The sequence below is a fragment of the Arthrobacter sp. genome, from assembly GCF_031988865.1.
Lineage (GTDB): Bacteria > Actinomycetota > Actinomycetes > Actinomycetales > Micrococcaceae > Arthrobacter_B.
In genome coordinates this window covers 1-25,310 of sequence record NZ_DALZXY010000050.1, presented here as the reverse complement: position 1 = coordinate 25,310, position 25,310 = coordinate 1, and the positions used below count along the sequence as shown (strand labels likewise).

General features: G+C 65.7%; 23 protein-coding genes and 3 tRNA genes. 19 read left to right on the top strand and 7 right to left on the bottom strand.

Going from position 1 to position 25,310, the window contains the following annotated elements; genetic code table 11:
• Positions 1-1,234: YhgE/Pip domain-containing protein (locus tag RTN46_RS10435; protein ID WP_312181136.1), on the bottom strand; the 1,234-nt coding region annotated here is incomplete at its 3' end.
• Positions 1,234-1,911, bottom strand: coding sequence for an ATP-binding cassette domain-containing protein (locus tag RTN46_RS10430; RefSeq protein WP_312181134.1), 678 nt, complete (start codon positions 1,909-1,911; stop codon positions 1,234-1,236). The genes RTN46_RS10435 and RTN46_RS10430, both read right to left, overlap by 1 nt.
• A 166-nt stretch (positions 1,912-2,077) precedes the next feature.
• Between RTN46_RS10430 and dusB the strand changes: the two genes are divergently transcribed.
• The 13 genes from dusB (at position 2,078) to RTN46_RS10365 (ending at position 15,443) form a co-directional block, all read left to right on the top strand.
• The gene (gene dusB / locus RTN46_RS10425) at positions 2,078-3,250 is read left to right on the top strand and encodes a tRNA dihydrouridine synthase DusB (protein ID WP_312181132.1); all 1,173 of its coding nucleotides are present in this window, start codon (positions 2,078-2,080) and stop codon (positions 3,248-3,250) included.
• Positions 3,251-3,256: 6 nt separating this feature from the next.
• On the top strand, positions 3,257-4,540 hold the full coding sequence (locus RTN46_RS10420; protein WP_312181130.1) for a deoxyguanosinetriphosphate triphosphohydrolase: 1,284 nt from the start codon (positions 3,257-3,259) through the stop codon (positions 4,538-4,540).
• A gap of 90 nt (positions 4,541-4,630) precedes the next feature.
• Positions 4,631-6,610 carry a DNA primase gene (gene dnaG, locus RTN46_RS10415; protein WP_312181129.1) on the top strand — a complete coding sequence of 660 codons (1,980 nt, stop codon included), beginning with the start codon at positions 4,631-4,633 and terminating at the stop codon, positions 6,608-6,610.
• A gap of 104 nt (positions 6,611-6,714) precedes the next feature.
• A tRNA-Asn gene (locus tag RTN46_RS10410) sits at positions 6,715-6,787 on the top strand.
• Between the two features lie 127 nt (positions 6,788-6,914).
• A tRNA-Asn gene (locus RTN46_RS10405) sits at positions 6,915-6,990 on the top strand.
• Between the two features lie 322 nt (positions 6,991-7,312).
• Positions 7,313-8,488, top strand: a complete 1,176-nt coding sequence (locus RTN46_RS10400) for an NADP-dependent malic enzyme (RefSeq protein WP_312181127.1) — start codon at positions 7,313-7,315, stop codon at positions 8,486-8,488.
• Between the two features lie 209 nt (positions 8,489-8,697).
• On the top strand, positions 8,698-10,131 hold the full coding sequence (locus tag RTN46_RS10395; protein WP_312181125.1) for a sugar porter family MFS transporter: 1,434 nt from the start codon (positions 8,698-8,700) through the stop codon (positions 10,129-10,131).
• A 101-nt stretch (positions 10,132-10,232) separates the two neighbouring features.
• Positions 10,233-11,024 (top strand): phage holin family protein, encoded by a 792-nt coding sequence (locus RTN46_RS10390; protein WP_312181123.1) that lies wholly within the window; start codon positions 10,233-10,235, stop codon positions 11,022-11,024.
• A gap of 33 nt (positions 11,025-11,057) precedes the next feature.
• On the top strand, positions 11,058-11,693 hold the full coding sequence (locus tag RTN46_RS10385; protein ID WP_312181121.1) for a CDP-alcohol phosphatidyltransferase family protein: 636 nt from the start codon (positions 11,058-11,060) through the stop codon (positions 11,691-11,693).
• A 39-nt stretch (positions 11,694-11,732) separates the two neighbouring features.
• Entirely contained in the window at positions 11,733-12,665 is a 933-nt protein-coding gene (locus RTN46_RS10380) for a DMT family transporter (protein WP_312181119.1), read from the top strand.
• A 45-nt stretch (positions 12,666-12,710) separates the two neighbouring features.
• Positions 12,711-13,907, top strand: coding sequence for a glycosyltransferase (locus RTN46_RS10375; RefSeq protein ID WP_312181117.1), 1,197 nt, complete (start codon positions 12,711-12,713; stop codon positions 13,905-13,907).
• An 83-nt stretch (positions 13,908-13,990) separates the two neighbouring features.
• A tRNA-Ile gene (locus tag RTN46_RS10370) sits at positions 13,991-14,064 on the top strand.
• A 194-nt stretch (positions 14,065-14,258) separates the two neighbouring features.
• Complete coding sequence (locus tag RTN46_RS10365) at positions 14,259-15,443, top strand: acyl-CoA dehydrogenase family protein (RefSeq protein ID WP_312181115.1); 1,185 nt, start codon at positions 14,259-14,261, stop codon at positions 15,441-15,443.
• 4 nt (positions 15,444-15,447) lie between these two features.
• Here the strand turns inward: RTN46_RS10365 and RTN46_RS10360 are convergent, their stop codons facing one another.
• Positions 15,448-16,107 carry a M23 family metallopeptidase gene (locus RTN46_RS10360; protein WP_312181113.1) on the bottom strand — a complete coding sequence of 220 codons (660 nt, stop codon included), beginning with the start codon at positions 16,105-16,107 and terminating at the stop codon, positions 15,448-15,450.
• Positions 16,108-16,588: 481 nt separating this feature from the next.
• On the opposite strand from RTN46_RS10360, the gene rpsB reads away from it, so the two are divergent.
• From rpsB to RTN46_RS10330, 6 genes are all read left to right on the top strand, one after another.
• Positions 16,589-17,485: a 30S ribosomal protein S2 gene (gene rpsB / locus RTN46_RS10355; RefSeq protein WP_312181111.1), complete on the top strand. Its 897-nt coding sequence runs from the start codon at positions 16,589-16,591 to the stop codon at positions 17,483-17,485.
• 135 nt (positions 17,486-17,620) lie between these two features.
• Positions 17,621-18,460, top strand: a complete 840-nt coding sequence (gene tsf, locus RTN46_RS10350; protein WP_312181109.1) for a translation elongation factor Ts — start codon at positions 17,621-17,623, stop codon at positions 18,458-18,460.
• A 152-nt stretch (positions 18,461-18,612) separates the two neighbouring features.
• Positions 18,613-19,344: a UMP kinase gene (gene pyrH / locus RTN46_RS10345; RefSeq protein WP_312181107.1), complete on the top strand. Its 732-nt coding sequence runs from the start codon at positions 18,613-18,615 to the stop codon at positions 19,342-19,344.
• A 168-nt stretch (positions 19,345-19,512) separates the two neighbouring features.
• Entirely contained in the window at positions 19,513-20,070 is a 558-nt protein-coding gene (gene frr, locus RTN46_RS10340) for a ribosome recycling factor (protein WP_312181105.1), read from the top strand.
• 77 nt (positions 20,071-20,147) lie between these two features.
• Complete coding sequence (locus RTN46_RS10335) at positions 20,148-21,026, top strand: phosphatidate cytidylyltransferase (RefSeq protein WP_312181103.1); 879 nt, start codon at positions 20,148-20,150, stop codon at positions 21,024-21,026.
• 112 nt (positions 21,027-21,138) lie between these two features.
• Complete coding sequence (locus RTN46_RS10330) at positions 21,139-21,717, top strand: DivIVA domain-containing protein (protein WP_396157609.1); 579 nt, start codon at positions 21,139-21,141, stop codon at positions 21,715-21,717.
• A gap of 39 nt (positions 21,718-21,756) precedes the next feature.
• Here RTN46_RS10330 and RTN46_RS10325 read toward each other — a convergent pair whose 3' ends face one another.
• The 4 genes from RTN46_RS10325 to RTN46_RS10310 all read right to left on the bottom strand — a co-directional run.
• Complete coding sequence (locus RTN46_RS10325) at positions 21,757-23,244, bottom strand: cation acetate symporter (protein ID WP_312181101.1); 1,488 nt, start codon at positions 23,242-23,244, stop codon at positions 21,757-21,759.
• 6 nt (positions 23,245-23,250) lie between these two features.
• Positions 23,251-23,625 (bottom strand): hypothetical protein, encoded by a 375-nt coding sequence (locus RTN46_RS10320; protein WP_312181099.1) that lies wholly within the window; start codon positions 23,623-23,625, stop codon positions 23,251-23,253.
• On the bottom strand, positions 23,622-24,353 hold the full coding sequence (locus RTN46_RS10315; protein ID WP_312181138.1) for a LytTR family DNA-binding domain-containing protein: 732 nt from the start codon (positions 24,351-24,353) through the stop codon (positions 23,622-23,624). The genes RTN46_RS10320 and RTN46_RS10315 overlap by 4 nt, the downstream gene beginning before the upstream one ends.
• 37 nt (positions 24,354-24,390) lie before the next feature.
• The coding region (locus RTN46_RS10310; RefSeq protein WP_312181098.1) for a sensor histidine kinase at positions 24,391-25,310 on the bottom strand (920 nt) is incomplete at its 5' end.

The window sequence follows — 25,310 nt, the reverse complement described above, 5'->3', positions numbered from 1 at the left end:
CGCCGGCGTCGACCTGGGTGGCCCCGGAGGCCACGCTGGCTGCGCCGGCGGAAAGCTCGGAGGCACCGGCCGCCGCGGACTGGGCTCCGGTAGCTACATCGGCCGCGCCGCCGGCGAGGGTGGAGCTGCCGACTTTGAGCTGCCCGGCCCCGGATGCGGCCTCGGCGACGCCTGACTGGAGCGACGAGGTTCCATCCGCCACCTGCTGCGCGCCCGCGGCGAGCGGCTGGAGCTGGCTGAGGAGCGGGTTGTTGGGGTCCGCGGCCTTGAGCCCGGCAACAACCTGGTCAAGCCCTGAGGAAACCTGGGAGGCGCCGTCGTTCAGTGACTGGGCCTGCGGGGCAGCTGCTCCGAGCTTGTCGGCGAGGGTGCCGAGGTTCGAATCCAGCGAAGCGGCACCGGAGGCGACCTGGGAGGCGCCGTCGGACAGCGTGGCCGTTCCTGCGGCCAGTGACCCTGCGCCGGTGGACAGGCTGCTGCTGCCGCTGGCCAGCGCCGAGGTGCCTGCGGACAGGTCGGTCAGCCCGGAGGCCAGCTCGCCCGCACCGGAGGAGAGGCGGAAGGCCCCGTCCTGCAGGGTGAGTGTGCCATCTGCCAGGCTGTCGAGCCCGGCGACGAGCTGACCCGCGCCGTCGACTGCCGAGTCGATGCCCGTGCTGAGGTCTCCGGCACCTCCGGCGGCCTCGCGGAGGCCGGAGCCGGCGTCGTTCAGGCCCACCAGCAGGGAGGAGGCTACCTGGCCGCCCAGCTCCGAGGAGACTGCGGCCTGGACCTGGGCCATGGCCTGCTGGCCGAGGACGCCGGCCAGGAAGTTGTTGGAGTCGTTGAAGACGGCGTTCAGCCGTGCGGGCACGGGATGGTCCGTGCCAACGGAGACCGCGTTGGCGGAGAAGTCCTCGGGGATGGTCAGGGAGAGGTAGTAGGTGCCGTCCTTGACGCCTTTGGCGGCGTCGTCGGCGTCGGTCGGATGCCAGTCGAGGTCCGCGCCGTCCAGGAGGTTGCGCTCCAGTTCATCGCCGGCGTTTAGGGGCTCGCCGTCCTTGGTGGTTCCGGCGTCCTCGTTGACGAGCGCCACGGAGAGGTTGTCCATGTGCTCATCCGGGGAATCAAAGGCCCACAGGTACAGGGCACCGTAGATGAGGGGAATGAAGAGCATCACGACGACGGCGATCTTCGGCAGCGTGCCGCGGCGGAACCGGCTTAGCTCGGTGCCGGGGGAAAACAGGGCGAACATCAGCGGACCTCCTGGGTCAGCAGCAGTGCGGAGGGCTGGGGGTCAAGGTTTTCCCACAGGCCGTTTTCGAGGGAGGCAGCGCCGACGACGACGGCGGTGCCGGAGGCAGCGATGGCAGCGAGGCGTTCCCAGACCAGGCGGCGGGCGGTCTCGCTGTGCACCTGTTCGATGTCATCGACAAAGAGGATGCCCGGGCCGCTGAGCAGGGCCAGGGAGATGCGCAGCAGGAACTGCTCCGCCTCGCCCAGGTTCCAGATCACGGTGGAGGCGGCGGGGATTTCTTCCTCGCCGAAGGCCGGGGCGCAGGCGCGGGCGACGTGGCGGTCGGTGGCTTTGGGAACGAACGTCCACCACGGGGCGAGCCAGGCCAACCGTTCGCGCAGGGCCTGGCCGACGGTGACGCCCGGTTCCAGGTCGTCGATGCCTGCGAAGCCGGCGATCGCCGTCTGCTTCTGGACCGCCCGTGCGTCCCGGGGGAGTTCATGGCCAAGTACGGTCAGGGCGCCCTTCCCGGCCTTCATCCGGCCGGAAAGGGTCAGCAGCAGGCTGGTGCGGCCGCTGCCGGCCGGGCCGCAGAAGACGCTGAGGGGATCGGGCAGCTCGAAGCTGAGCGGGCCGTAGACGGGGCCCCGGGCGGCGGACAGGCTAAGGCCGTCCGCGGTGATAAGCGGTTGCACAGGGGTGCCTTTCAGGGAATCCGGGAGAACTCCCGGTCGGGACCAGTCAGTTGTACTGACCAGTCAGTTTGATCTGACCAGTCAGTCTAACTCATTGGAGCGGCAGTGCTAAAACCCTGCAGCGCTCCAGCGGGCAGGATTTGCACCGGGTTGAGAGAATAGGAACGTGACTGTTGCGACCCCGAACCTCAGGCTTGAACTGCCGCCCTTGAAGCTGGGCCCGCTGACCGTGGAGACCCCGGTGATCCTGGCCCCCATGGCCGGCATTACCAACCGCGCCTTCCGCCGGCTGTGCCGCGAATACGGCGGCGGCCTCTATGTCACCGAGATGGTGACCTCCCGGGCCCTGGTGGAGCGCTCGCCGGAATCCCTGCGCATCATCGGGCACGACGATGACGAGTCGATCCGCTCGGTCCAGCTCTACGGTGTGGATCCGGTCACTGTGGGCGCCGCCATCCGGATGCTGGTGGAGGAAGACCGCGCCGACCACATCGACCTCAACTTCGGCTGCCCGGTACCCAAGGTCACCCGCAAGGGCGGCGGGTCAGCGCTGCCCTGGAAGCTGGACCTTTTCACGGCGATCGTCCAGACCGCCGTCCGGGAAGCGTCCAAGGGCAACATCCCGCTGACCATCAAGATGCGCAAGGGCATCGATGATGACCACCTCACCTTCCTGGAAGCCGGCCGGATCGCCCGGGACGCCGGCGTCGCAGCCGTGACCCTGCACGGGCGCACGGCATCCCAGTTCTATTCCGGTAAGGCCGACTGGAGCGCCATTGCCGAACTGCGCGAGGCCCTCCCCGACGTTCCGGTGCTGGGCAACGGGGACATCTGGTCCGCCGAGGACGCCATCCGCATGGTCGACGAGACAGGCGTGGACGGCGTGGTGATCGGCCGCGGCTGCCAGGGCCGCCCGTGGCTCTTCGCCGATCTCCAAGCTGCCTTCGAAGGCCGCGAAGAGCGGCACCGGCCCGGCCTGAAGGAAGTCGCGGACAGCGTCTACCGGCATGCTGAACTGCTGGTGGAAACCTTCGGTGACGAAGTCATCGCGCTGCGGGACATCCGCAAGCACATGGCCTGGTACTTCAAGGGCTACGTTGTTGGGGGAGACCTGCGGGCTAAGCTGGCCACTGTGCCCTCCCTCGAGGTCCTGCGCGGGCTTCTGGCCGAGCTGGATCCCACCGCTCCCTACCCGGGTGCGGACGCTGAAGGTCCCCGCGGGCGCGCCGGCACACCCAAGAAAACAGCCCTGCCGGAAGGCTGGCTGGACGGCCGGGAACTGAACCCCAGCCAGAAGGCCATCATTGCGGCAGCCGAACTCGACGTATCAGGCGGCTAACACTCCATGACCTTTCCGCAGGCTTTCCGCACCGCAGGCTACACCGACGTCGATCTGGCACGCTGGGTCGATGAGCCGGCCAAGAACACCAACCGCACCCAGTTTGGGCGCGACCGTGCCAGGGTGCTGCATTCCTCGGCCCTGCGCCGCCTCGGGGCCAAGACCCAGGTGGTTGCCCCGGACACCGACGACTTCGTCCGGACCCGGCTGACCCACAGCCTTGAAGTGGCCCAGGTGGGGCGGGAACTGGGCAACGCGCTGGGGTGCGACCCCGACGTCGTTGATGCTGCCTGCCTCTCCCACGACCTGGGGCACCCGCCCTTTGGCCACAACGGCGAAACGGCCCTCAATGACATCGCCCACGCCATCGGGGGATTCGAAGGCAATGCGCAGACCCTGCGGCTGCTGACCCGGCTGGAACCGAAGATCATTGCGCCGGACGGCTCCCCGGCCGGCCTGAACCTGACCCGGGCCAGCCTCGATGCGTCCTGCAAATACCCGTGGTCCGCCGTCGACGCACCCCTGGTCAATGGCCAGCGCACCACCAAGTTCGGCGTGTACGAGGATGACCTGCCGGTCTTCACCTGGCTGCGCGACGGAGCTCCGGCGGGCCGTTCCTGCCTCGAAGCCCAGGTCATGGACCTGGCGGACGACATTTCCTATTCCGTGCACGACGTCGAAGACGCCATCGTGGCGGGCCACGTCCAGCTCAAGTGGCTGGACAATCCGGACCAGCGCGCCCGGGTGATTGGCTACACCCAGCAGTGGTACGTGCCCACAGCCGAGCCGGCCGCCGTTGAGGCTGCCCTTGCCCGGCTCGAGGCCGAAGCGGTGTGGGTGCGGGAATCGGATGGCAGCCGCCACGCCATGGCAGCTCTGAAGGACATGACCAGCCAGCTCATCGGGCGTTTCTGCTCCAGTGCGCTGGAGGCCACCCGGGGAATCTACGGTTCAGACCCGCTGACCCGGTATCACGCCGAAATGGTCATCCCCGAGGAAACGCAGCTTGAAATTGCCGTGATGAAGGGGCTGGCCACCACCTTCGTGATGACCACCGACCAGCGCCAGCCGCTCTACGAGCGCCAGCGCGAAGTCCTGACCAATCTGGTCGCCCAGCTCTCGGCCACCGGGGACCGCCACCTGGAACCGATGTTCGCCGCCGACTGGCGGGAAGCGGCCGACGACGGCGCGCGGCTGCGCGTGGTTATCGACCAGGTTGCTTCGCTCACGGACGGCTCCGCCCTGGCCCTGCACGAACGCCTGGTCGGGCCGGTCCCGGCACTGTGGTGAGATGACCAGCATCATGGCAGGCCGCGGACACGGGGGTTAACGGGACGGCCGGAATCAGGGGAATCAGCAGCAGGAGAATGAGGAAGAAGCATGGCCGGACTGATTAAACGCGAAGACATTGACGAAGTACGGTCCCGGACCGACATCAAGGCCGTGGTGGATGGCTACGTCACGCTCAAGTCCGCCGGTATCGGCTCCTACAAGGGCCTGTGCCCCTTCCACGATGAACGCTCTCCGTCCTTCCATGTCCGGCCGCAGGTGGGAACGTACCACTGCTTCGGCTGCGGCGAGAGTGGCGACGTCATCTCCTTCGTCCAGAAGATGGACCACGGCTCTTTCTCCGAAACCGTGGAAAAGCTCGCCGCACGCCTGGGCTACGAACTGCACTACGAAGACGGCGGGACCGGCCCCCGGCGCGAGGACGTCGGCAAGCGGCAGCGGCTGCTGGACGCCCACAAGCTCGCGGCCGAGTTCTTCCGCTCCCAGCTGGTGACCCCCGGCGCCGCCGCTGCCCGCAGTTTCCTGCAGGAACGCGGCTTCGATCCGGCGGCCGCGGAGCATTTCGGCGTCGGCTACGCTCCCCAGGGCTGGGACTCGCTGCTCAAGCACCTGACCGGGCGCGGTTTTACCCGGGAGGAGCTGGCCCAGACCGGGATGTTCTCCACCGGATCGGACGCCTCCCGCTTCTACGACCGGTTCCGCGGGCGGCTCATCTGGCCCATCCGGGACCTCACCGGAGCGGTCATCGGTTTCGGTGCGCGGAAGCTCTACGAGGATGACCAGGGACCGAAGTACCTCAACACCCCGGAAACCGCGCTGTACAAGAAGTCACAGGTCCTCTACGGAATCGACCTCGCCAAACGCTCCATTGCCAAGGACCGCCAGCTGGTGGTCGTGGAGGGCTACACCGATGTGATGGCCTGCCATCTGGCCGGCATCACCACCGCCGTCGCCACCTGCGGCACCGCGTTCGGTACGGACCACATCAAGATCGCCCGCCGCCTGTTGTCCGACGACGGCACCGGGGGAGAGGTCATCTTCACCTTCGACGGCGATGCCGCCGGCCAGAAGGCCGCCCTGCGTGCCTTCGAGGAAGACCAGCGCTTCAACGCGCAGACGTTCGTCGCCGTCGACCCGAACGGCATGGACCCCTGCGACATCCGGCAGCAGAAGGGCGATTCCGCCGTGGCTGAACTGATCCGGTCCCGGCGTCCGCTCTTTGAATTCGCGATCCGCTCCACCCTGGCCAAATTCGACCTGAACACCGTCGAGGGGCGTATCTCGGCCATGCGCGCGGCGGCTCCTGTCGTGGCTGAGATCCGGGACTCCGCGATGCGTCCTGCCTACGCACGTGAACTGGCCGGCTGGCTGGGCAGCGAAGTGGACGAGGTGCTGCGCGCAGTCAACGCGGCCGCCAAGCGGCAACGCGAAGGAACCAGCACACGCCCGTCGGGGCGCGATAGCGGGCGCGACGGCGGACGCGATTCCGGCCATGCCGGCCAGCAACCCGGCCAGAACCGTGCCCAGGGCCCGGGCGGGCAGCAGCATTCCGGGCCGGGCACGGACCAGGCGCCGGACCAAGAGCAGCAGCCCTTCGCCCGGCCTGATCCCAACGATCCGGCGGCGCGGATGGAACGCCAGGCCCTCGAGGTTGTCCTCCAACAGCCTGGAATGCTGGATGAAGGCCAGTGGGAACGGTTCAAGGCCGCCAGGTTTACCGTGCCGGCCTACGTTGCCGTGCACAACGCGATCCGGGCCGCGGGCACGGTTCCGGCGTCCCCGGCGGCGTGGGTGGAGCAGGTCCGGCAGGAACTGCCCGACGCGCTGCGTGGCTTCGTCAGCGAACTGGCCGTGACGCCGATTCCGGCGCGGGATGCCGACGCCCTGGCCATGTACTGCCGCGACATCCTCAACCGGCTCTTCGAGCTTCAGGTAACGCATCTCAAGGCCGAGAAACTCGGCCAGCTCCAGCGGCTGGATCCGAACGCCGAGCCGTCCCTGTTCCAGCAGCTCAACCGCGAACTCATGGAACTGGAGATGCAGCGCCGGGCCCTGCGGGAGATCCAATAGCCACAGGTTCGAGGGCGGTCTGAGGTATGTTTGCGGCCTGCGCCGCGGGGCCCGCAGCGGATTTCATTTCTCGGCCGTTCGTCTGTAGAGTAATTATCGCGCTTTCCCCCGTAGCTCAATTGGCAGAGCATTCGACTGTTAATCGAAGGGTTACTGGTTCGAGTCCAGTCGGGGGAGCAAATAGGCTCCTGACCTGTACAAACTACAGGTCAGGAGCCTTCTTCCTGCCGGGTGTCCGACGGCCGGAAGCAGGATCAACGGTTCGGTGACAGCCAGAAAATCCTGTAGACTGATGTCGCCGCTTTCCCCCGTAGCTCAATTGGCAGAGCATTCGACTGTTAATCGAAGGGTTACTGGTTCGAGTCCAGTCGGGGGAGCCACCTGAAATCCCCCGCCGGGCCGTGAGCCCTTCGGGGGATTTCGATTTTCTCCGGCTTCTACCGCCGAACGTCCTTGGGCCCGTGTGCATTTCCGGGGCAGAAATGTGCGGCAATCGCCTCGTCCGCCGTTACACTGGGGAATCTGCCGCTTCAAGTGGCCCTGGACACACCAAATATCCGGGGCTGGACTCGGCCCGGGCGCACCTATCCTGATGCCCACGCCGGAACCCTACTGTTCCGTGCTTCTCCCGCCCATGCGGCCGCTGATCCAGCCGGCTTCGCCACTGCGGCCTCTTCCCGGTTCTTCATCAGGAGTACATACATGACGTCCACAGCGACCCCCGCAACCATCAGCACCGATGAAATCTTCGCTGCCCACGAAGGCGGGAAACTATCCGTCGAAACGAAGCAGCCGCTGGATTCCACCCGAGCCCTCTCCATCGCGTATACCCCGGGTGTCGCCCAGGTCAGCCGTGCCATCGCCGCCGAGCCCTCGATGGCAGCGACGCACACCTGGGCTTCCCGGCTGGTCGCGGTGGTCAGCGACGGCACTGCCGTCCTGGGCCTGGGAAACATCGGCCCGGCCGCCTCGCTTCCGGTCATGGAAGGCAAATCGGCGCTCTTCAAGACCTTCGGCGGCCTGAACTCGATTCCGCTCGTCCTGGACACCACTGACGTGGATGAGATCATCGAGACCCTGATCCGGCTGCGCCCCAGCTTCGGCGCCGTCAACCTTGAAGACATCTCCGCACCGCGCTGCTTTGAACTGGAACAGCGGCTCATCGAGGCACTGGACTGTCCGGTGATGCATGATGACCAGCACGGCACCGCCATCGTCGTGCTGGCCGCCCTGACCAACGCTGCCCGGGTCACCGGCCGGGATCTGGCCGGGCTGCGGGTGGTGATTTCGGGCGCCGGGGCAGCGGGCGTGGCCTGCGCCAACATCCTGCTGGAAGCCGGCATCGGGGACGTCGTCGTCCTGGATTCCCGCGGGATCCTCTGCACCGGCCGGAGCCTGGATGGCGTCAAGGGTGACCTTGCCGGGCGGACCAACCCCCGGAACCTGGAAGGCGGTGTTGCCGAGGCGATGGCCGGTGCCGACGTTTTTGTGGGGGTTTCCTCCGGGACCGTGCCCGAGGAGGTCCTGCCCACAATGGCACCGGAGCCGATCATTTTCGCCCTCTCCAACCCGGACCCCGAGATCCACCCGGAGATTGCCTCACGCTATGCGGCCGTGGTCGCCACCGGCCGGAGCGACTTCCCGAACCAGATCAACAATGTACTGGCCTTCCCCGGCATTTTCCGGGGTGCACTGGACAGCGGTGCCCGCCGGATCACGCCCGCCATGAAGGTTGCCGCGGCCCAGGCGATCGCTGACCTTGTTGGAGACGGTCTCGCTGCTGACCACATCGTTCCCAGCCCTCTGGACCCACGGGTAGCGCCCGCCGTGGCTGCCGCCGTTGCCGAAGCCTCGCTGGCCGGCTCCATGACCAGCTAGGGCACGCCAGCACAAAAAGCGCTCCGGGCGAAAGTCCGGGGCGCTTTTTGTTTCCCGCCTGTCCGGACACAAAACCGTGCCCGAGGGCGGCTTCCGACCCTGCTGCCAAGGCCCGATTCAACAGGCCGCAGTTCCCACCATCACAAAGCATGCTTACTGTTGAAGTAGGCTTTATTGGTTATTCCAGCACTAGGAAAGCCGAGGAACCGATGGGTGCCAGTCAGACAGGGCCTAGCCAGGGGAGCGCGGGGCACATTTCACATCCCGCGAAAGTCATAGGCGTCACCGTTGCCGCCGCCGTCGGAGGACTGCTCTTCGGGTTCGACACCGCGGTCATCAACGGGGCGGTTGACGCCATTGGCGAAGAATTCCAGCTAAGCGCCGGGGTACTCGGCTTCACGGTGGCCATCACGCTGCTCGGCTGCGCTATCGGCGCCTGGTTCGCTGGACAGCTCGCGGACCGGCTCGGCCGGAAGACCGTGATGGTCACAGCAGCCATTCTTTTCGCCGCGAACTCCATCGGGTCGGCATGGGCCTTCAGCGTCTGGGACCTGATGCTCTGGCGCCTGATCGGCGGCCTGGCCATTGGCACCGCCTCGGTGATCGCGCCGGGTTACATTGCGGAGATCGCTCCGGCCAAATGGCGCGGTGCGCTGGGCTCCGTCCAACAGCTGGCCATCACGCTGGGCATCTTTGCAGCCCTGCTCTCCGATGCCTTCCTTGCCAACGCGGCCGGCAGCGCCTTCAACGAACTCTGGTGGGGGATGCCGGCCTGGCGCTGGATGCTGCTGGTGGGCGTCTTCCCAGCCATCGTCTACGGGGTCCTCGCACTGACCATTCCGGAGTCGCCGCAGTTCCTGGTGCGGAAAAACCGCGACGACGAAGCCGCCCGGGTGCTCCGGGATATCACCGGCGTGCAGGATACCGACCGCAAGATCACCGAAATCCGGGACAGCTTCGAGCATGAAGAGCGGGCAACCTACGCAGATCTGCGCGGCAGCATGTTCGGCTTGAAACCTATCCTCTGGGTCGGTATGTCCATTGCGGCACTCCAGCAGCTGGTGGGTATCAATGCGATCTTCTACTACTCCACTACCCTCTGGCAGTCGGTCGGCTTCAGCGAGGCTGATTCGTTTACGACGTCGGTGATCACCGCCGTCGTAAACGTGCTGATGACCATAGTTGCCATCGCTTTTGTAGACCGGGTCGGCCGGCGGAAGCTGCTGATGATCGGTTCGGTCGGTATGTTCATCGGCCTGTTTGCCGCCACCCTCTCCTTCTTCCAGGCGGATGACAGCAGCGGCGAGCTGGTGCTGCCCCAGCCATGGGGCGCCATCGCCCTGGTTGGCGCCAACCTCTTTGTGGTGTTCTTCGCTGCGACTTGGGGACCGGTGATGTGGGTGACGCTGGGAGAGATCTTCCCGAATAAGATCAGATCGCTGGCCCTTGGACTGAGCACCATGGTGAACTGGGTGTTCAATTTCATCGTGACGCTCTCCTTCCCCTGGGTCAGCGAAAACTTCGGATTGTGGATCATGTACGGAATCTTTACGATCTTCGCCGTGGTCTCGTTCTGGTTCGTGAAGACGAGACTTCCCGAGCTCTCCGGTCGTGAACTGGAAGCGGACCGGGACAATTTGTGACTGATGGGACAGACGGGTTAAAGGGGCCAAGTCGTGAAATCTGAGGAGAATGGTAATTTTGGGTAATGGCAACGACTAACCATCAGACGGACGCAGGGCCGATGAACAGCTCCGCAAGCACTAGGACCCAGCGGGCCAACGGAAGCTCCTCCATCGTTGGCCTGTCAAAGGTGATGGCGCGCCTGCTGCCCAGGCAGATCAGCGATGAGCTGAACCTGGCGCTGGCGGAGATGAAGCAAAAGGGGATCAAGGCAGGTGTTGCCGCCGGCCTCATGGTCGTCGCCCTTGTATTCCTCGCCGCCCTCGGCGTGGCACTGATCGCAGCGGCCATCCTGGGCCTCGCGACTGTGATGCCAGCTTGGCTGGCGGCGCTGCTCGTCGCCGCACTCTTCCTGGTGATTGCCGGCATCGCCGCGCTCATCGGTTACCTTCGTTTCAAAAAGACCATGCCGCTGCTGCCGGAGGACGCCCTGCGCGGCATCCGGTACGACCTCGGCGTCCTCAAGGAAGGCCGGAGCTTTGATCCGGCCACCCTGGACGCGCCGAAGCCGCCGAAGCCCAAGGACGAAGGCGCGCAGAAGCAGGAGAAGCCCGAGGACGCCGTCCGAAAGCCGACGCCCGAGGAACTGCGTATCCGTCTGCGCCAGCGGCGCGAGCACATCGCGGCCGTCCGCGACGGCCTCGGCGAGAAAGCGGACGTCAAAAAGCAGATGGCGGAACTCAAGTCCCGCCGCGCCGCCGCCCGGCGTACCGGCGCTGGAACCACCGGCCGGGATTCCGGTGCCGCAGACGAAGCTGCTGCCATGTTCCGGGAACGGAAGCAGCCGCTCGCGGTCCTTGGCGCTTCACTGCTGGCCATGGGGATTCTCCTGCGCAGGCTTTTGCGTAAGTAGCACGTTGGACAGAAAGGCAAAGGGAGCCCGATAGTGATCAGACTCATCGGCGCCGGTTCTCGTCCGGGCCGGGGGGAGAGGGTTCTGGATACCTTCTGGACCGTCCCCAACCTGATTACGATCCTGCGTTTCCTCGGCGTCCCGCTCTTTGTGTACTTCATCGAGCGGGACAGCTACGGCCCGGCCTTCGTGACCCTGGTGATCATCGGAGTCACGGACTGGGTTGACGGCTATCTGGCCCGGCTCCTGGACCAGGTTTCCAAGACCGGCAAGTGGCTGGATCCCGTGGCCGACCGCCTCGCCCTGATCATCGTGGCCGTTGTGTTCGTTGTGGACGGGATTGCCCCATCGTGGCTCATTTGGGCGATCGTCATCCCGGATACCATTCTGATCATCAACTCCCTGATCCTTTTCCATGGAAGCCCGAACCTGCCGGTGAGCAACATCGGCAAGATCCGAACCGCCCTGCTGCTGGTCGGCGCCCCGCTGCTTCTGCTGCAGAAGGTTCCGGGCTTTGACTTTGCGTGGCTCGGGGTAGCCGGAAACACGGTGCTGCTGCTGGGCTGCATCGGTCACGTCCTGGCCTTTGGCGGGTACATGCTCCAGTCCTGGCGGAAGCACCTGCGGCAGGACACCCGAGTTCCCGGGGTGATTCCCCGTGGCTCCTGATGCCAGCAGTACGGCCGTCCCTGCGGAACGTTTCCTGACATGACCGGAATCGCGATCGCCTGCGCTCTGGCCAGCGCCGTGTTCCTCGCGTTCGGGGCACAGCGCCAGGGGAGCGCAGTCAGCGCCGACACCGGCGGACTGGAGCTGAGGTCTTCCGGATTCCTGCGCCTGATCCGTAATCCCCGCTGGCTGTTCGGCCTGCTGCTGCTGGGCGTGGGAACGGCCCTGAACGTGGCTGCGCTGGCCATGGCGCCCCTCACGGTTGTCCAGCCGATTGGTTCGCTCGCCCTGGTAATCACTACCATCGTGAATTCCCGCGACCAGGGCCTAAGGCTAAACCGGATCACTGTGGTCTCGATCGTGGCCTGCGTCGCGGGGAGCATGCTCTTTGTGACCCTGGCGGTGGGCGCCACCCGTACGGAGCAGGTGGTCGAACCCCGGCAGGAGATCACGATTGTCCTGATCCTCGCCGTCGTAGTGGCATTTTTCGGCCTGCTTAACCTGCTCTTCGGCAAGCGGCTGGGCGCGATCGCCCACATCCTCGGGGCCGGCATCCTCTTCGGCTTCGTCGCCGTCCTGACCAAAACCATTGCCGCCGACCTCCTGGATCCCAACGGCCGTTTCCTGCTGAATGTGCCCTGGTACACGCTGGTCGGCATCGCGGTGGCCGGCGGCCTTGGTGCCTGGTTCGTGCAAAGCGCCTATTCCAGCGGCCCGCCGGACCTGGTCATTGCGGGGTTGACCGTTATTGATCCCATGGTCGGGATCGCCATCGGGATCGGGGTGCTGAATGAACTTCGCCCGGATGTCCCCGCCGTGCTCGGTGTTGCGATGGGAGTCTGCGCCCTGATTGCTATTGTTGGGGTGGTCGCCCTGTCCAGATACCACCCCGACGTCATCAACCGCCGGGAGAGCCAGAAGCGGCGGCAAAAGCCAGCGGTGTCCAAACCACCGGCTACCCGCAAGCCCTAACGGGTCCGCACCCAGACCATCCAAACTCCAAAAGAGGATCGCCCTGTGACCGAGGAACCGGCAGATAAACCGCTGACCATCCTGATCGCCTGTGACACTTACCCGCCGCACCTGAACGGGGCGGCCCAGTTCGGTTTCTGTCTTGCCCAGGGGCTGCATGGCCGGGGCCACAACGTCCACGTTATGGCGCCGCGGCCGGACAACGGGCCGAGCCAGTCGGAGACGGGCGGCCCCTGGGGTGTTCACCGCCTCCGCTCCCACGGAGTGCCCACCCACGAATACTGGCGCATTTGCCTCCCGTGGGAAATCAAGAAGCACATTTCGATGCTCTTTGACCGGATCAAGCCGGACGTTGTCCACATCCAGTGCCACTACATGGTGGGGGAGCACACGCTCTACGAGGCACGCAAACGCGGGATCCGCGTCATCGCGACCAATCACTTCATGCCGGAAAACCTGGATCCGTTCCTGCCCTTCCCGAAGTGGTTCAAGCGGATCGTCGCACGGAACTCGTGGCGGGACATGGGCCGGGTCATGAGCCGTGCGGCTGTGGTCACCACACCGACCCCGCTCGCGGCGAAGGCCATGACGGAGTACGCGTCCCTGCCCGACGTCCTGCCGCTCTCGAACGGCATCGATGCGTCGGCCTACGAGCCCCGGCCGGGGGAGGAGATCGTGCGCCACGAACACCCCACTGTCTTGTTCGTTGGCCGCCTCGCCGAGGAAAAGCACGTGGATGTCATCATCGATGCCATTGCGAAGACGCCGCGGGAGCTCAACGTCCACGCCGAAATCGTAGGCGGGGGAGAAGTGAAGGCCGCTCTGATTGCGCTGGCGGTCAAGCGCGGCATCCGGGACCGGGTGGTGTTCCGCGGACTGGTCGATGACGAGGAACTTCGACTGGCGTACCTGCGTGCCGACGTATTCTGCATGCCGGGCACCGCGGAACTGCAGTCCCTTGTCACGCTCGAAGCGATGTCAGCTTCGACGCCGGTTCTCCTGGCCGACGCCATGGCGCTGCCCCACCTGGTGGACCATGGCCGCAACGGCTACCTGTTCCAACCCGGCGACAGCACGGAACTGGCCGGACGGATCACGGAGATCCTGAGCCTGCCCGCAGCCGAACGCGATGCCATGGGCCGGCACAGCCGGGCCATGGTCGAACCGCACAGCCTGGAAGGGACCTTGTCCACCTTCGAGAATCTCTACCGCGGTAAAGGCAGCCTGGCCGGGATTCCCTAAGCAGCGGGACGGGAATTCGGCCGGTGGCCCCGCGGCGCATTAGGATGTCAATACTGCTTGCCGGAAAATCGGCAGGTGTGCGCGGGGCTGTAGCTCAGCCGGTCAGAGCAGCGGACTCATAATCCGTGGGTCGTGGGTTCAAGCCCCACCAGCCCTACCGCGGAAACCGTCCGTGGCCCTCACCTGGTCACTGACACGAAAAGCACCCCGGTCTTCGGACCGGGGTGCTTTTCGTTTCGCTGCGCTGCCATGACCCGGAAGCAGGGGATTGTGCTTCTAAGTTACTCGTGGGTAACATAAGGGCAACAGGCTCCAGAGCCCGGATGAACCCAGACCAGCGAAGGACATTTCATGGCAACTATCGACCTCGAAAATCTCCCGTACGCGGATGGCGACTTCTACGCCTTCGAGGACCTGCTCAGTGACAAAGAGCGGGACCGCCTGCATGAAGTCCGCTCCTGGCTCACGGCGGAAGTGAAGCCACACGCCAACGACTGGTGGAACGCCGGCGAGTTCCCGATGCACATGATCCCGAAGCTGGCCGAACTCGATGTGGTTTCCCCGGTCTACCGGCAGGGCTACTCCAACCTCTTCGCAGGTCTCTGCCACGCCGAGTTCACCCGCGCCGACACCTCCTTCGCAACGTTCATGGGCGTGCATGACGGCCTGTTCACCGGCTCGATCGAAGCACTCGCCTCGGAAGAGCAGAAGGAAGCCTGGCTCCCGGATATTTACTCGCTGAAGAAGATCGGCGCCTTCGGCCTCACCGAGCCCCTGGGCGGTTCCGACGTCGCCGGCGGAACCCGGACCACCGCCCGCCGGGAAGGCGGGAACTGGGTACTCAATGGCGCCAAGCGCTGGATCGGCAACGCGACGTTCTCTGACTGGGTAGTCATTTATGCCCGCGATGAAGCGGACAACCAGGTCAAGGGTTTCCTTGTGGATACCAAGACTGAGGGCTATTCGGCGACCAAGATCGAAAACAAGATCGCCCTGCGGACGGTGCAGAACGCGGACATCGTGCTCGACAACGTGGTAGTCAGCGACGACTTCCACCTCAAGGGCGCCAACAGCTTCCGGGATACCAACAAGGTCCTCAAGGTCACGCGCCTTTCCGTGGCGTGGCAGGCGGTGGGCCAGCAGATGGCGGCGTTCGACGTCGCCCGCCGCTACGCCGTCGAGCGTGAGCAGTTCGGCAAGCCGCTCGCTTCCTTCCAGCTGGTGCAGGATCAGCTGGTGCAGATCCTGGGCAACACCGTCAGCTCGATGGGCATGATGGTCCGCCTGGCCCAGCTCGAAGATGAGGGCCGGGCCAAGGACGAGCAGTCCGCGCTGGCCAAGGCCTTTACAACCGCACGCATGCGGGAATCGGTTGCCCTGGGGCGCAGCATCCTCGGCGGTAACGGAATCGTCACCGACTACGGCATGGCCAAGATCTTCTCCGACGCCGAGGCAATCTATTCCTATGAGGGGACCCACGAGATCAATACCCTGGTCACCGGGCGTGCCATCACCGGAATCGCCGCCTTCGTCTAAAGCCTCAACCATCCGGACCGCCGGCCAGCGGCAATAAAACGCTTGGCCGGCGGTCCGTGACGTATCGCAGGGGATCTACATACTCCCCATCCAGCCGTACTCCCCAATGCAGGCAACTGCCCGGGCAGTGCGGCTGTCCGGTTTCCGGGCTGCCACCGCTGGGTGAGTCCTTGCGGGGTGCCAGCAAGCCGATGGGCTGGCCGGCGGTCACCGGATCCCCGACAGCCACCGTGGCCGTGACGGGTTCGAAGCTGCTGACCGTTCCATCACCGTGGTCGACGGTGAGCACTCCGCGGTCCACCACCGGTCCGGCAAAGCGGACCGTGCCGTCCGCCGGGCTGTGTACGGCGTCGCCAAGAGCACCGGCCAGGTCGACCCCGCGGTGACCGGCCAGCCAGCGTTCGGCCGGTGCGTCAAACGGGCGGACGACGCCTGGGTCCGGCCGCAGGGGCCAGGTCCAAGCACCTGCCGGAGCTGCGTGCACATCCCCCGCCGCGATGGCGCCGGACTGCCAGGCCGCGGGATGGGCCGCAGATGCCAGGACGGTGGCCAGCAGGAGGATAGACAGCCGGAGGGTAGGCAGCCGCGCGGGAAAGTCCCTGTGCTGCCGGGGGCCGGCTTGGGATAGGGAAGGTGCTGCGGTCCGGAAATACGAGTGGGGCATGGTGTGAAGTCCAGCCTCCTTGCCTCGCCTGAGGGATGCCCGCAGGCCAGATTGTGGACGGTCCCGGCATCCGCCCAGCGGCAGCTACCCTGTGGAGGGGAACCGGACGGAACGGTGCCATTGCTGTAGTACACTTGACGAAGCAGTTTGCTGCGTACTGATCCTTCCTGCCCAGACAGGTTTTCCTTCCGAGCCGCCTCAAAAACGGTTAGCGGAAATATCTACCCGGGCGGGTGGGAGCAGATCGACGCGCCGCACGCTGACTACGCGTGCCCCAAATATCCACGCTCCCCGCAAGGGAAAATGGGTGCGTTCCTACGGTCCGGTCAACTCCGGTAAGGGACGCACGCCGGCATCTGTCACAGGACGACGGCTGATGGGCACCAGGAGCAGCACCCGCCGGGTGCTTCGCAATCAACCGTCAATAGGCAGTATTTCCCGCGTGCGCCAAGCGCCGCCGGCTGCCGGAAGGAGTGACGACATGCCCGTCGTTACAATGCGCCAGCTGCTCGACAGCGGCGTCCACTTTGGTCACCAGACCCGTCGCTGGAACCCGAAGATGAAGCGTTTCATCTTCACCGAGCGCAACGGCATCTACATCATCGACCTGCAGCAGTCGCTGTCCTACATCGACCGCGCCTACGAGTTCGTCAAGGCCACCGTTGCCCACGGCGGAACCGTGCTGTTCGTCGGCACCAAGAAGCAGGCCCAGGAAGCCATCGCTGAGCAGGCCACCCGTGTTGGCCAGCCCTACGTGAACCAGCGCTGGCTCGGTGGCATGCTCACCAACTTCCAGACCGTTGCCAAGCGTATCCAGCGCATGAAGGAACTCGAAGAAATCAACTTCGACGACGTTGCTTCCTCCGGCCACACCAAGAAGGAGCTCCTGCTCCTCAAGCGTGAGCTGACCAAGCTGGAATCCAACCTGGGCGGCATCCGCAACCTGACCAAGGCTCCGTCCGTGGTCTGGATCGTGGACACCCAGAAGGAACACCTCGCTGTTGACGAGGCCCAGAAGCTGAACATCCCCGTTGTTGCCATCCTCGACAGCAACTGCGATCCGGACGACGTCGACTTCCCGATCCCGGGTAACGACGACGCCATCCGCTCCGTCAATCTGCTGACCCGCGTCATCGCTGACGCCGTTGCTGAGGGCCTCATCGCCCGCCACAACAAGGCCGGCAACACTGAAGCCCCGGCTGAGCCGCTGGCTGAGTGGGAGCGCGAACTGCTTGAAGGTGCAGCCGCTCCGGCAGCTGACGCCGCTGCAGAGGCTCCGGCCGCTGAAGCTGCAGAAGCACCGGCTGCCGAGGCTGCAGAAGCTCCGGCCGCTGAAGCTGCAGAAGCACCGGCTGCGCAGGACGCAACGGAGAAGTAAATCGAAGTCCCTGGGGATGGCTGCCGAAAGGCGGCCATCTTTGGGAATCTGTACAGCGCGGCTGGCTGGGACTCCCGGCCGGCCGCGCGGTCGGAATAGCACCATTACTTTTATTACGGGAGGACTGGAGTCCAAATGGCGAACTACACCGCTGCTGATATCAAGGCTCTGCGCGAGCGCACCGGCGCAGGCATGATGGATGTGAAGAAAGCTCTCGACGAGGCCAACGGCGATGCCGACAAGGCCATGGAGCTCATCCGCATCAAGGGCCTGAAGGGCGCCACCAAGCGCGAAGGCCGCTCGACTGCTGAGGGCCTGGTTGCTGCCAAGGTTCTGGACGGCACCGTCGGCGTGATGATCGAACTCAACTGCGAGACCGACTTCGTTGCCAAGTCCGCCAAGTTCATCGAGCTGGCTGACCGCGTCCTGGCCGCCGCAATCGAGTCCGGCGCTGCCGATGCCGAAGCACTGCTGGCCTACGAAGTAGACGGCAAGCCGCTCTCCGAGATCGTCGTTGAAGAAGGCGCCATCCTCGGTGAGAAGGTCGTCGTCCGCCGCGTGGCACGCATCGAGGGCAAGACCGTTGATGCCTACCTGCACAAGACCTCGAAGGATCTGCCGGCGCAGGTCGGCGTGCTCTTCGCTGTTGACGGCGAAGGAGACGCTGCTTTCACCGCAGCCCACGACGTCGCAGTCCACACCGCTGCTTACGCTCCGACCTACCTGACCCGCGACGAAGTTCCCGCGGAGACCGTGGAGAACGAGCGCCGCATCGCCGACGAATCGGCACGCGCCGAAGGCAAGCCGGAAGCCGCGCTGCCGAAGATCGTTGAAGGCCGCCTGACCGGCTTCTTCAAGGAGATCGTGCTGCTCGACCAGCCGTTCGCCAAGGATGCCAAGAAGACCGTCGCAGCCGTCCTGAACGAGGCCGGCGTCCAGCCGACCGCTTTCGCCCGGTTCCGCGTAGGCGCCTAAGGCCCTTCGCAGCTGCGGACGCACCGCGCACGCCATGATGGCATAAAGGGGGTGGCCACCGAAAGGTGGCCACCCCTTTTGCCTGTCCGAAACACCTCACTATTCTTGAAAACAGCTGCAACTTACACCCAGCGAATGCCCCGGGAGGCACCATGGATAACGCCCTGACAGAAACCGAAACCCCGCGCCGCCGCGTACTGCTCAAACTCTCCGGAGAGGTGTTCGGCGGCGGAAAGCTGGGAGTGGATCCCGAGACAGTCCGGGGAGTCGCGAAGCAGATCGCCGCTACGGTCGGAGAAGTCGAAACCGCGATCGTCGTCGGCGGGGGTAACTTCTTCCGTGGAGCGGAGCTCTCCCTCAGTGGGATGGACCGATCACGCGCGGACTACATGGGGATGCTGGGCACCGTGATGAACTGCCTCGCGCTGCAGGATTTCCTGGAGCAGGCAGGCGTGGAAACCCGCGTCCAGAGCGCCATCACGATGGGCCAGGTTGCCGAGGCCTACATTCCGCGGCGCGCCATTCGCCACCTCGAAAAAGGCCGCGTGGTCATCTTCGGTGCCGGCGCCGGCCTGCCGTACTTCTCCACGGACACTGTTGCCGCCCAGCGCGCCCTCGAGGTCCATGCTGACGAGGTCCTGATGGCAAAGTCAGGTGTGGACGGTGTCTACACGGCCGACCCGAACAAGGATGCCACGGCCCAGCGGCTCGAAACGCTGACCTACGACGACGCCCTGCGCCAGGACATCCGGGTCATGGACCAGACGGCCATGACCATGTGCAAGGACAACGACCTGTCCATGGTTGTGTTCGGCATGGAAGGCGAAGGCAACGTGACCCGGGCCATCCGCGGCGAGAAGATCGGAACCATCGTCTCCAACTAGCATTTCCGGCAGCTCGGCGGCTCTCCGTCTGCGTACCGCGGTATCGCCGCAGGTGCGCGGGTGGGGAGCCGCGCGGGTTAGGATGGTAGGAGAGCCCAACCGCGCCAATGAATGTGTAAATGCATGCGTATTTTCCTGCATTGGCCTTCCCAGCACTGAGGAGACACCGTGATCGAAGAGACCTTGAATGAGGCGGCCGTCAAAATGGACAAGGCTGTGGAGGTCGCCAAGGAGGACTTCTCGACCATCCGCACAGGCCGCGCCAACCCTGCACTGTTCTCCCGGGTCCTGGTGGACTACTACGGTTCCCCCACGCAGCTCCAGCAGCTGGCCTCGTTCGCGACGCCGGATGCCCGCACCCTGCTGATCACCCCCTACGATGTGAGTGCCCTGCGCGCCATCGAACGGGCCCTGAGCGATTCCGAGGTCGGAGCGAACCCCTCCAACGACGGCAAGGTCATCCGCGTGATCATGCCCGAACTGACGCAGGACCGCCGCAAGGAATACGTCAAGATTGTCCGGAGCAAGAGCGAAGACGCGAAGGTTTCCGTACGCAACATCCGCCGCAAGGCCAAGGATGGCCTGGACCGCCTGGTCAAGGACGGGGAGATCGGCGAAGACGACGGCGCCCGTGCCGAAAAGGACCTGGACGCCCTGACCAAGGCTCACACCGATTCCATCGATGAGCTGCTGAAGCGCAAGGAAGCCGAGCTGCTCGAGGTCTGATGAGCCAATCCCAGCCGCCAACCCAGGCTGGCGGTTCACCGTCTCCTGAAGCAGGCCCGGCAGCGAAGGGCAAGGATATGAGCGTTCCTGACGGACGGCGGGCCCGCCGCGCCGCTGCCCCCAAGGGTGCCGAGCGCAAGCCGTCCAAAGCCGGCCGTAACCTTCCCGCCGCAATCGCCGTCGGCGTCGTACTACTGGGCGCACTTCTTGTGGGCCTTCTTTTCAGTCCGCTGGCCATCGTTGCCATCGCCGCTGCATTCTCCGTTGTTGGGGTGTGGGAGGTGTCCCGCGCGCTTGAGGTGCGGGGGATCAAGGTTCCGCACGTACCGGTGCTCGTGGGGTCGGTGGCCGTCCCGCTGGCCGCCTACTTCGGCGGCACGGAGGCCTTGGCGTTCGCGCTGGCCGGAACCGGCATCGCCGTCCTGCTGTGGCGGGCCATAGACACGGCCCAGGACGCGCTGCGAAGCATCCTTGCCGGGGTGTTCGTTATCCTCTGGATCCCGTTCCTGCTGAGCTTCGCGCTGCTGCTCCTGCGTGAACCCGAAGGCCAGATCCGGGTGGCTGTCCTGCTGCTGCTGGTGGTCGCCAACGACACCTGCGGGTATCTGGTGGGCGCGCTGACAGGCAAGCATCCAATGGCGCCGAAGATCAGCCCGAAGAAATCCTGGGAAGGATTCGGCGGGTCGGTTGCCGGTGCCACGGTGGTGGGCGTGCTCGCGGCCGTGCTCTTCCTGGACCAGCCATGGTGGTTTGGCCTGGTGCTGGCGGTAGCCACCGTCGCCGCGGCAACGGCCGGGGACTTCTCCGAATCCATGATCAAGCGCGAGCTCGGCGTGAAGGACATGTCCAACCTGCTGCCCGGCCATGGCGGCGCCATGGACCGCCTCGACTCGGTGGTCTTCGCGTCTCCGATGGTCTTCCTGCTCTCCGTCCTGCTGGTGCCCGGAGCAATGTAGGGATCGTCCGGGGAGTCTTTACCGGGTCCCGGACCGGTCAGCACGTAAGATATTTTCGACGGTCCCGCATCCCGTGGCGGAAGAAGACTTGACACTAAAGGATTAGTTGACCATGAACGATGTGAGGCAGGCTAGTGCCCCCTTTGAGCGTGTGGGCCGCAGGGAGTATGGCTACAACGTCCGACAGGTTGACGAATTCCTGACCAGGGCCCGGAACTATTACAACTCTGAGAAGCCTGGAGCCAAAGTCATTACCAGCAGCCACGTCCGTTCCATGGCCTTCGACCCAGCCAAGGGTGGCTACGAAGCCCAGGCCGTCGACGCCGCACTGGACCGGCTTGAAGACGTTTTCTCCCAGCGTGAGCGGGACCGCCTCATCCAGGAAAAGGGTGAGGAAGCCTGGCTGCTGCAGATCGGACGCACCTCTGCCGTCCTGCGCGCCCGCCTGCACCGCAAGCCGGGGGAGCGGTTCCGCCGCCCCACCAAGAAGCGGTCGCACAGCTACAACGTGCGGGACGTCGATGCGCTGTGCAACGAACTCCTTGGCTACTTCGAACATGACAAGCCGCTGAGCGTGGACGTGGTGCGCCGCGCCGTGTTCCGCGAAGCCAAGGGCGACGCCGGCTATGAGGAGTCGCAGGTGGACGCCTTCCTGGACCGCGTCGTCGAGCTCATGGCAGCGATCGACTAACACCTTCCCGCCCATGGGCGGTGGAGTACGACGGCGGCGCTAGCGGCTGATCCGGCGTTCCGGAGTATGCAGCCTGGCCAGGAACCGTGCCGTTCCCGCCGGGATGTCACCTCGGGCGTAGAGGGAGACGGTGACCGTAATGGCAAAGGCCGCCGGGACCGTCCAGGCCGCCGGCTGCTCAAGCCACACCGGAACAGTATGTCCGGCCAGAGAGAGCAGGCCACCGGCAATGATCGCCCCGCCGCAGAGCAGCGCCCCGGTCAGCATTCCCGCCACCGCCCCGGCCGCGGTCAGCCGCCGCCACCAGATGCCCAGAAGCAGCAGGGGGCACAGGGTCGAGGCCGTAAAGGCAAACACCATCCCCACGCTGCCGGCCAGGGCCTGGGTATTGGTCAGCAGCGCCAGGCCCAACGGCACCGCTCCGGCGAGCACGGTGGCTGCCCGGAAGCCGCGGACGCTGCCGCGGAACAGCTCCTGGCTGATGACCCCCGAGAGGGACACGATCAGCCCGCTGCTGGTCGAGAGGAACGCCGCGAAGGCCCCGGCAGTCACCAGGGCGGCCAGCAGGTCCCCGAGTGCGCCGTCGAATATCTGCCCGGGAAGCAGCAGGACCGTAGCGTCCGCGTTGCCTTCCGCAGCCAGTTCCGGCAGGTAAATCCGACCCAGGATCCCGTACAGAGTGGGGAAGACGTAGAACACGGAGAGCAGTCCGAGGACTATCAGCGTGGTGCGCCGGGCGGAGACGCCGTCCGGGTTCGTGTAGAAGCGCACCAGCACGTGCGGCAGGCCGAGCGTGCCGCAGAGCAGCGCAATAGTCAGGGAAATGTTCCGATAGACGGAGTCCGCCATGGCCGGATCCAGCGCGGAGGCGAAAGCCGCCCCGTTGCCGGTCCAGGACGTTCCATCGGCGCCCAGCCGGAAAAGGATAAACAGGACCGGCACGGCCAGGGCCGCCAGTTTCAGCCAGTACTGGAAGGCCTGGACGAAGGTGATCGAGCGCATTCCGCCGCTCAGGACGCTCAGGCACACGATCACCACCACTGCCGCCGACCCGGCCCAGCCCGGCAGGCCCGTGGTCAGGCTGACGGTCAGGGCGGCGCCGTGCAGCTGGGGAACGATGTAGAGCCAGCCGACGGCCACCACCAGCAGGCTGGTGACCCTGCGGGCCGGCAGCGACTCAAGCCGGGCCCGGGCAAAATCAGGCACGGTGTAAGCCCCGGACCGGCGCAGCGGAGCCGCCACGAACAGCAGCAGCATCAGGTAGCCGGCCGTGTAGCCGATCGGAAACCACAGGGCATCGGCACCCGAGACCAGCACCAGCCCGGCAATCCCGAGGAAGCTGGCGGCGGAGAGGTACTCGCCGCCGATCGCCGAGGCGTTCCACCACGGCTTCACCGTCCGGGAAGCGACATAGAAGTCACTCGTCGTACGGGAGATCCGCAGCCCGTAGGCGCCAATCAGCAGGGTAGCGGCCGTGACGGCGGCCAGCGCGGCATAGCCGACGCCGGCGCTGACTTCCCAGCTCACCGGGCGCTACGCATCATCGAGCAGGTCCTGGAAACGCTCCTCGTTCCGGTTAGCACTGCGCACATACAGGGCACCGCTGACGATCACGAGCGGATACACGCCCAAACCGAGCAGCAGCCAGGGGACCGGGATGCCGAACACTGCCAGTGCACCGATCTGCGGGAGGGCGGCGAGCAGCAGGGGAACTCCGAGCAGGATCAGGCCGAACCCGCCGGCGACCACCACGGCCAGCCGCAGCTGCGACCGGATCAGGGAAGACAGGAAGACCTCGCCAACCTCGGACTGCTCGTCGAGCTCCCGGGCCACCGGAAAAGCTGAGGCAGCAGCCCCCGGGCGGGGCGGCGCGGTCACACGGACCCGCTGCGGACGGTTCTCGCTCATGCCGTGGGCCTGACCCGGCCGCTGTCCAGGGTGCTGCGGACCGTGGGCAGGTGCCTGCGGCTGACCGGCAGTTCCACGGTGCCGATGCGGATGCTGGCACGTCCCGCGGACAGCCGCACCTGCCGGATCTGCTCCCGTGCCACCAGGTAGGAGCGGTGGATCCGAAGGAACCCCGCGTCCGCCCACTGCGCCTCAAGCTCGGCGAGCGGAATCCTCACCAGGTAGCTGGTCTCGGCGGTGTGCAGCCGGGCATAGTCGCCCTGCGCCTGCACGTAGCGGATGTCTTCGCGCCGGATCATCCGGGTGGTGGCACCCTGCACCACCGTCACCACATCGCCGTCGCCCGGTGCTTGAACCTCCGGGCTGGCGAGCGATTCACTGATCCGCCGCACCGATTCAGTCAACCGCTCGGGGCGCACCGGCTTGAGCAGGTAGTCCAGGGCCGCCAACTCAAAAGCGTCGAGGGCGTGCTCCTCATCGGCGGTGACGAATACGACGGCGGGGGCCCGCTCCTTGCGGGACAGGGCCCGGGCGATGTCCAGGCCGGAGAGCGCGGGCATATGGATGTCCAGGAAAACGGCGTCGACGTCGGCCGTCTCGATCGCCTGCAGCGCCTGGGCTCCGCTCGAGGCGCGCAGGATGGTGCCGATGCGGGCGTCCCGGCCCAGCAGGAACGCCAGTTCCTCCACGGCGGGGGCCTCGTCGTCGGCGACCACCACGTTGAGCAGCTTTGCGGATTTGGACATGTGAGCCAGACTACTTCCTCTACGTCCGGTGTCCCGGCTGCGACTTGGGGACGCGCATGGTGATCAGCATTCCGGCGCCTTCCGCTGTGTCGATCACCAAGCCGTGCGGGTCGCCGTACAGCTGGCGCAGCCGCACATCGACGTTGCGCAGGCCCACGTGGTCTCCCTCGGCATGTCCTGCGAGCAGGGTGCGCAACGCGCCGGGATCCATGCCCACACCGTTGTCCTCCACGGTGATTTCCGCCATCTCCCCGGCATCGCGGGCGGAGATGGTGATGTGACCCTCGCCCTCGATCGCTTCCAGCCCGTGCCGCACCGAGTTCTCCACCAGCGGCTGCAGGGAGAGAAACGGGATTACGGTGCCGAGGACCTCCGGGCTGATCTGCAGGCTCACCTTCAGCCGCTCACCGAAGCGGGCCCGTTCAAGGAGCAGGTAGCGGTCGATCGAGGTCAGTTCCTCGGCCAGCGTGGTGAAATCCCCGTGCCGGCGGAAGGAGTACCGGGTGAAATCGGCGAACTCCACCACCAGTTCCCGTGCCCGGGCCGGATCGGTGTTGATGTAGGAAGCGATGGCGTTCAGCGAGTTGTAGATGAAGTGCGGGCTGATCTGCGCCCGCAGCGCCCTGACCTCGGCTTCCATCAGCAGGGCCCGGGAGGTGTCCAGTTCGGTCAGTTCCACCTGGGCGGCCACCCAATCAGCGACGTCGTTCGTGGCACGGATCAGCCCGGCGCTGATGGCGGGGGCGAAAACGCCCAGCGTGCCGGCGGCCTGGCCATTGACCCGCAGCGGGCAGATCAGCAGCTCCCCGCCGTCGTCGAGCCCCAAAGCGCGCAGCGCCGGGCCGCGGAACACCTTGGTCCGGCCGCTGTCCTGGACGCCGCGGGCCGCCAGCAGCACCCGGTCCCGGCGCGCCGGGGTGTCCGGCAGCGTTCCCTCCC

Bases quoted from the DNA above. Each gene is read 5' to 3' on its own strand.
- RTN46_RS10420 (WP_312181130.1), top strand. From the start codon at position 3,257: ATGACCTTTCCGCAGGCTTTCCGCACCGCAGGCTACACCGACGTCGAT.
- dnaG (WP_312181129.1), top strand. From the start codon at position 4,631: ATGGCCGGACTGATTAAACGCGAAGACATTGACGAAGTACGGTCCCGG.
- RTN46_RS10400 (WP_312181127.1), top strand. From the start codon at position 7,313: ATGACGTCCACAGCGACCCCCGCAACCATCAGCACCGATGAAATCTTC.
- RTN46_RS10395 (WP_312181125.1), top strand. From the start codon at position 8,698: ATGGGTGCCAGTCAGACAGGGCCTAGCCAGGGGAGCGCGGGGCACATT.
- RTN46_RS10390 (WP_312181123.1), top strand. From the start codon at position 10,233: ATGAACAGCTCCGCAAGCACTAGGACCCAGCGGGCCAACGGAAGCTCC.
- RTN46_RS10380 (WP_312181119.1), top strand. From the start codon at position 11,733: ATGACCGGAATCGCGATCGCCTGCGCTCTGGCCAGCGCCGTGTTCCTC.
- RTN46_RS10365 (WP_312181115.1), top strand. From the start codon at position 14,259: ATGGCAACTATCGACCTCGAAAATCTCCCGTACGCGGATGGCGACTTC.
- RTN46_RS10360 (WP_312181113.1), bottom strand. From the start codon at position 16,107: ATGCCCCACTCGTATTTCCGGACCGCAGCACCTTCCCTATCCCAAGCC.
- rpsB (WP_312181111.1), top strand. From the start codon at position 16,589: ATGCCCGTCGTTACAATGCGCCAGCTGCTCGACAGCGGCGTCCACTTT.
- tsf (WP_312181109.1), top strand. From the start codon at position 17,621: ATGGCGAACTACACCGCTGCTGATATCAAGGCTCTGCGCGAGCGCACC.
- pyrH (WP_312181107.1), top strand. From the start codon at position 18,613: ATGGATAACGCCCTGACAGAAACCGAAACCCCGCGCCGCCGCGTACTG.
- RTN46_RS10335 (WP_312181103.1), top strand. From the start codon at position 20,148: ATGAGCGTTCCTGACGGACGGCGGGCCCGCCGCGCCGCTGCCCCCAAG.
- RTN46_RS10330 (WP_396157609.1), top strand. From the start codon at position 21,139: ATGAACGATGTGAGGCAGGCTAGTGCCCCCTTTGAGCGTGTGGGCCGC.
- RTN46_RS10320 (WP_312181099.1), bottom strand. From the start codon at position 23,625: ATGAGCGAGAACCGTCCGCAGCGGGTCCGTGTGACCGCGCCGCCCCGC.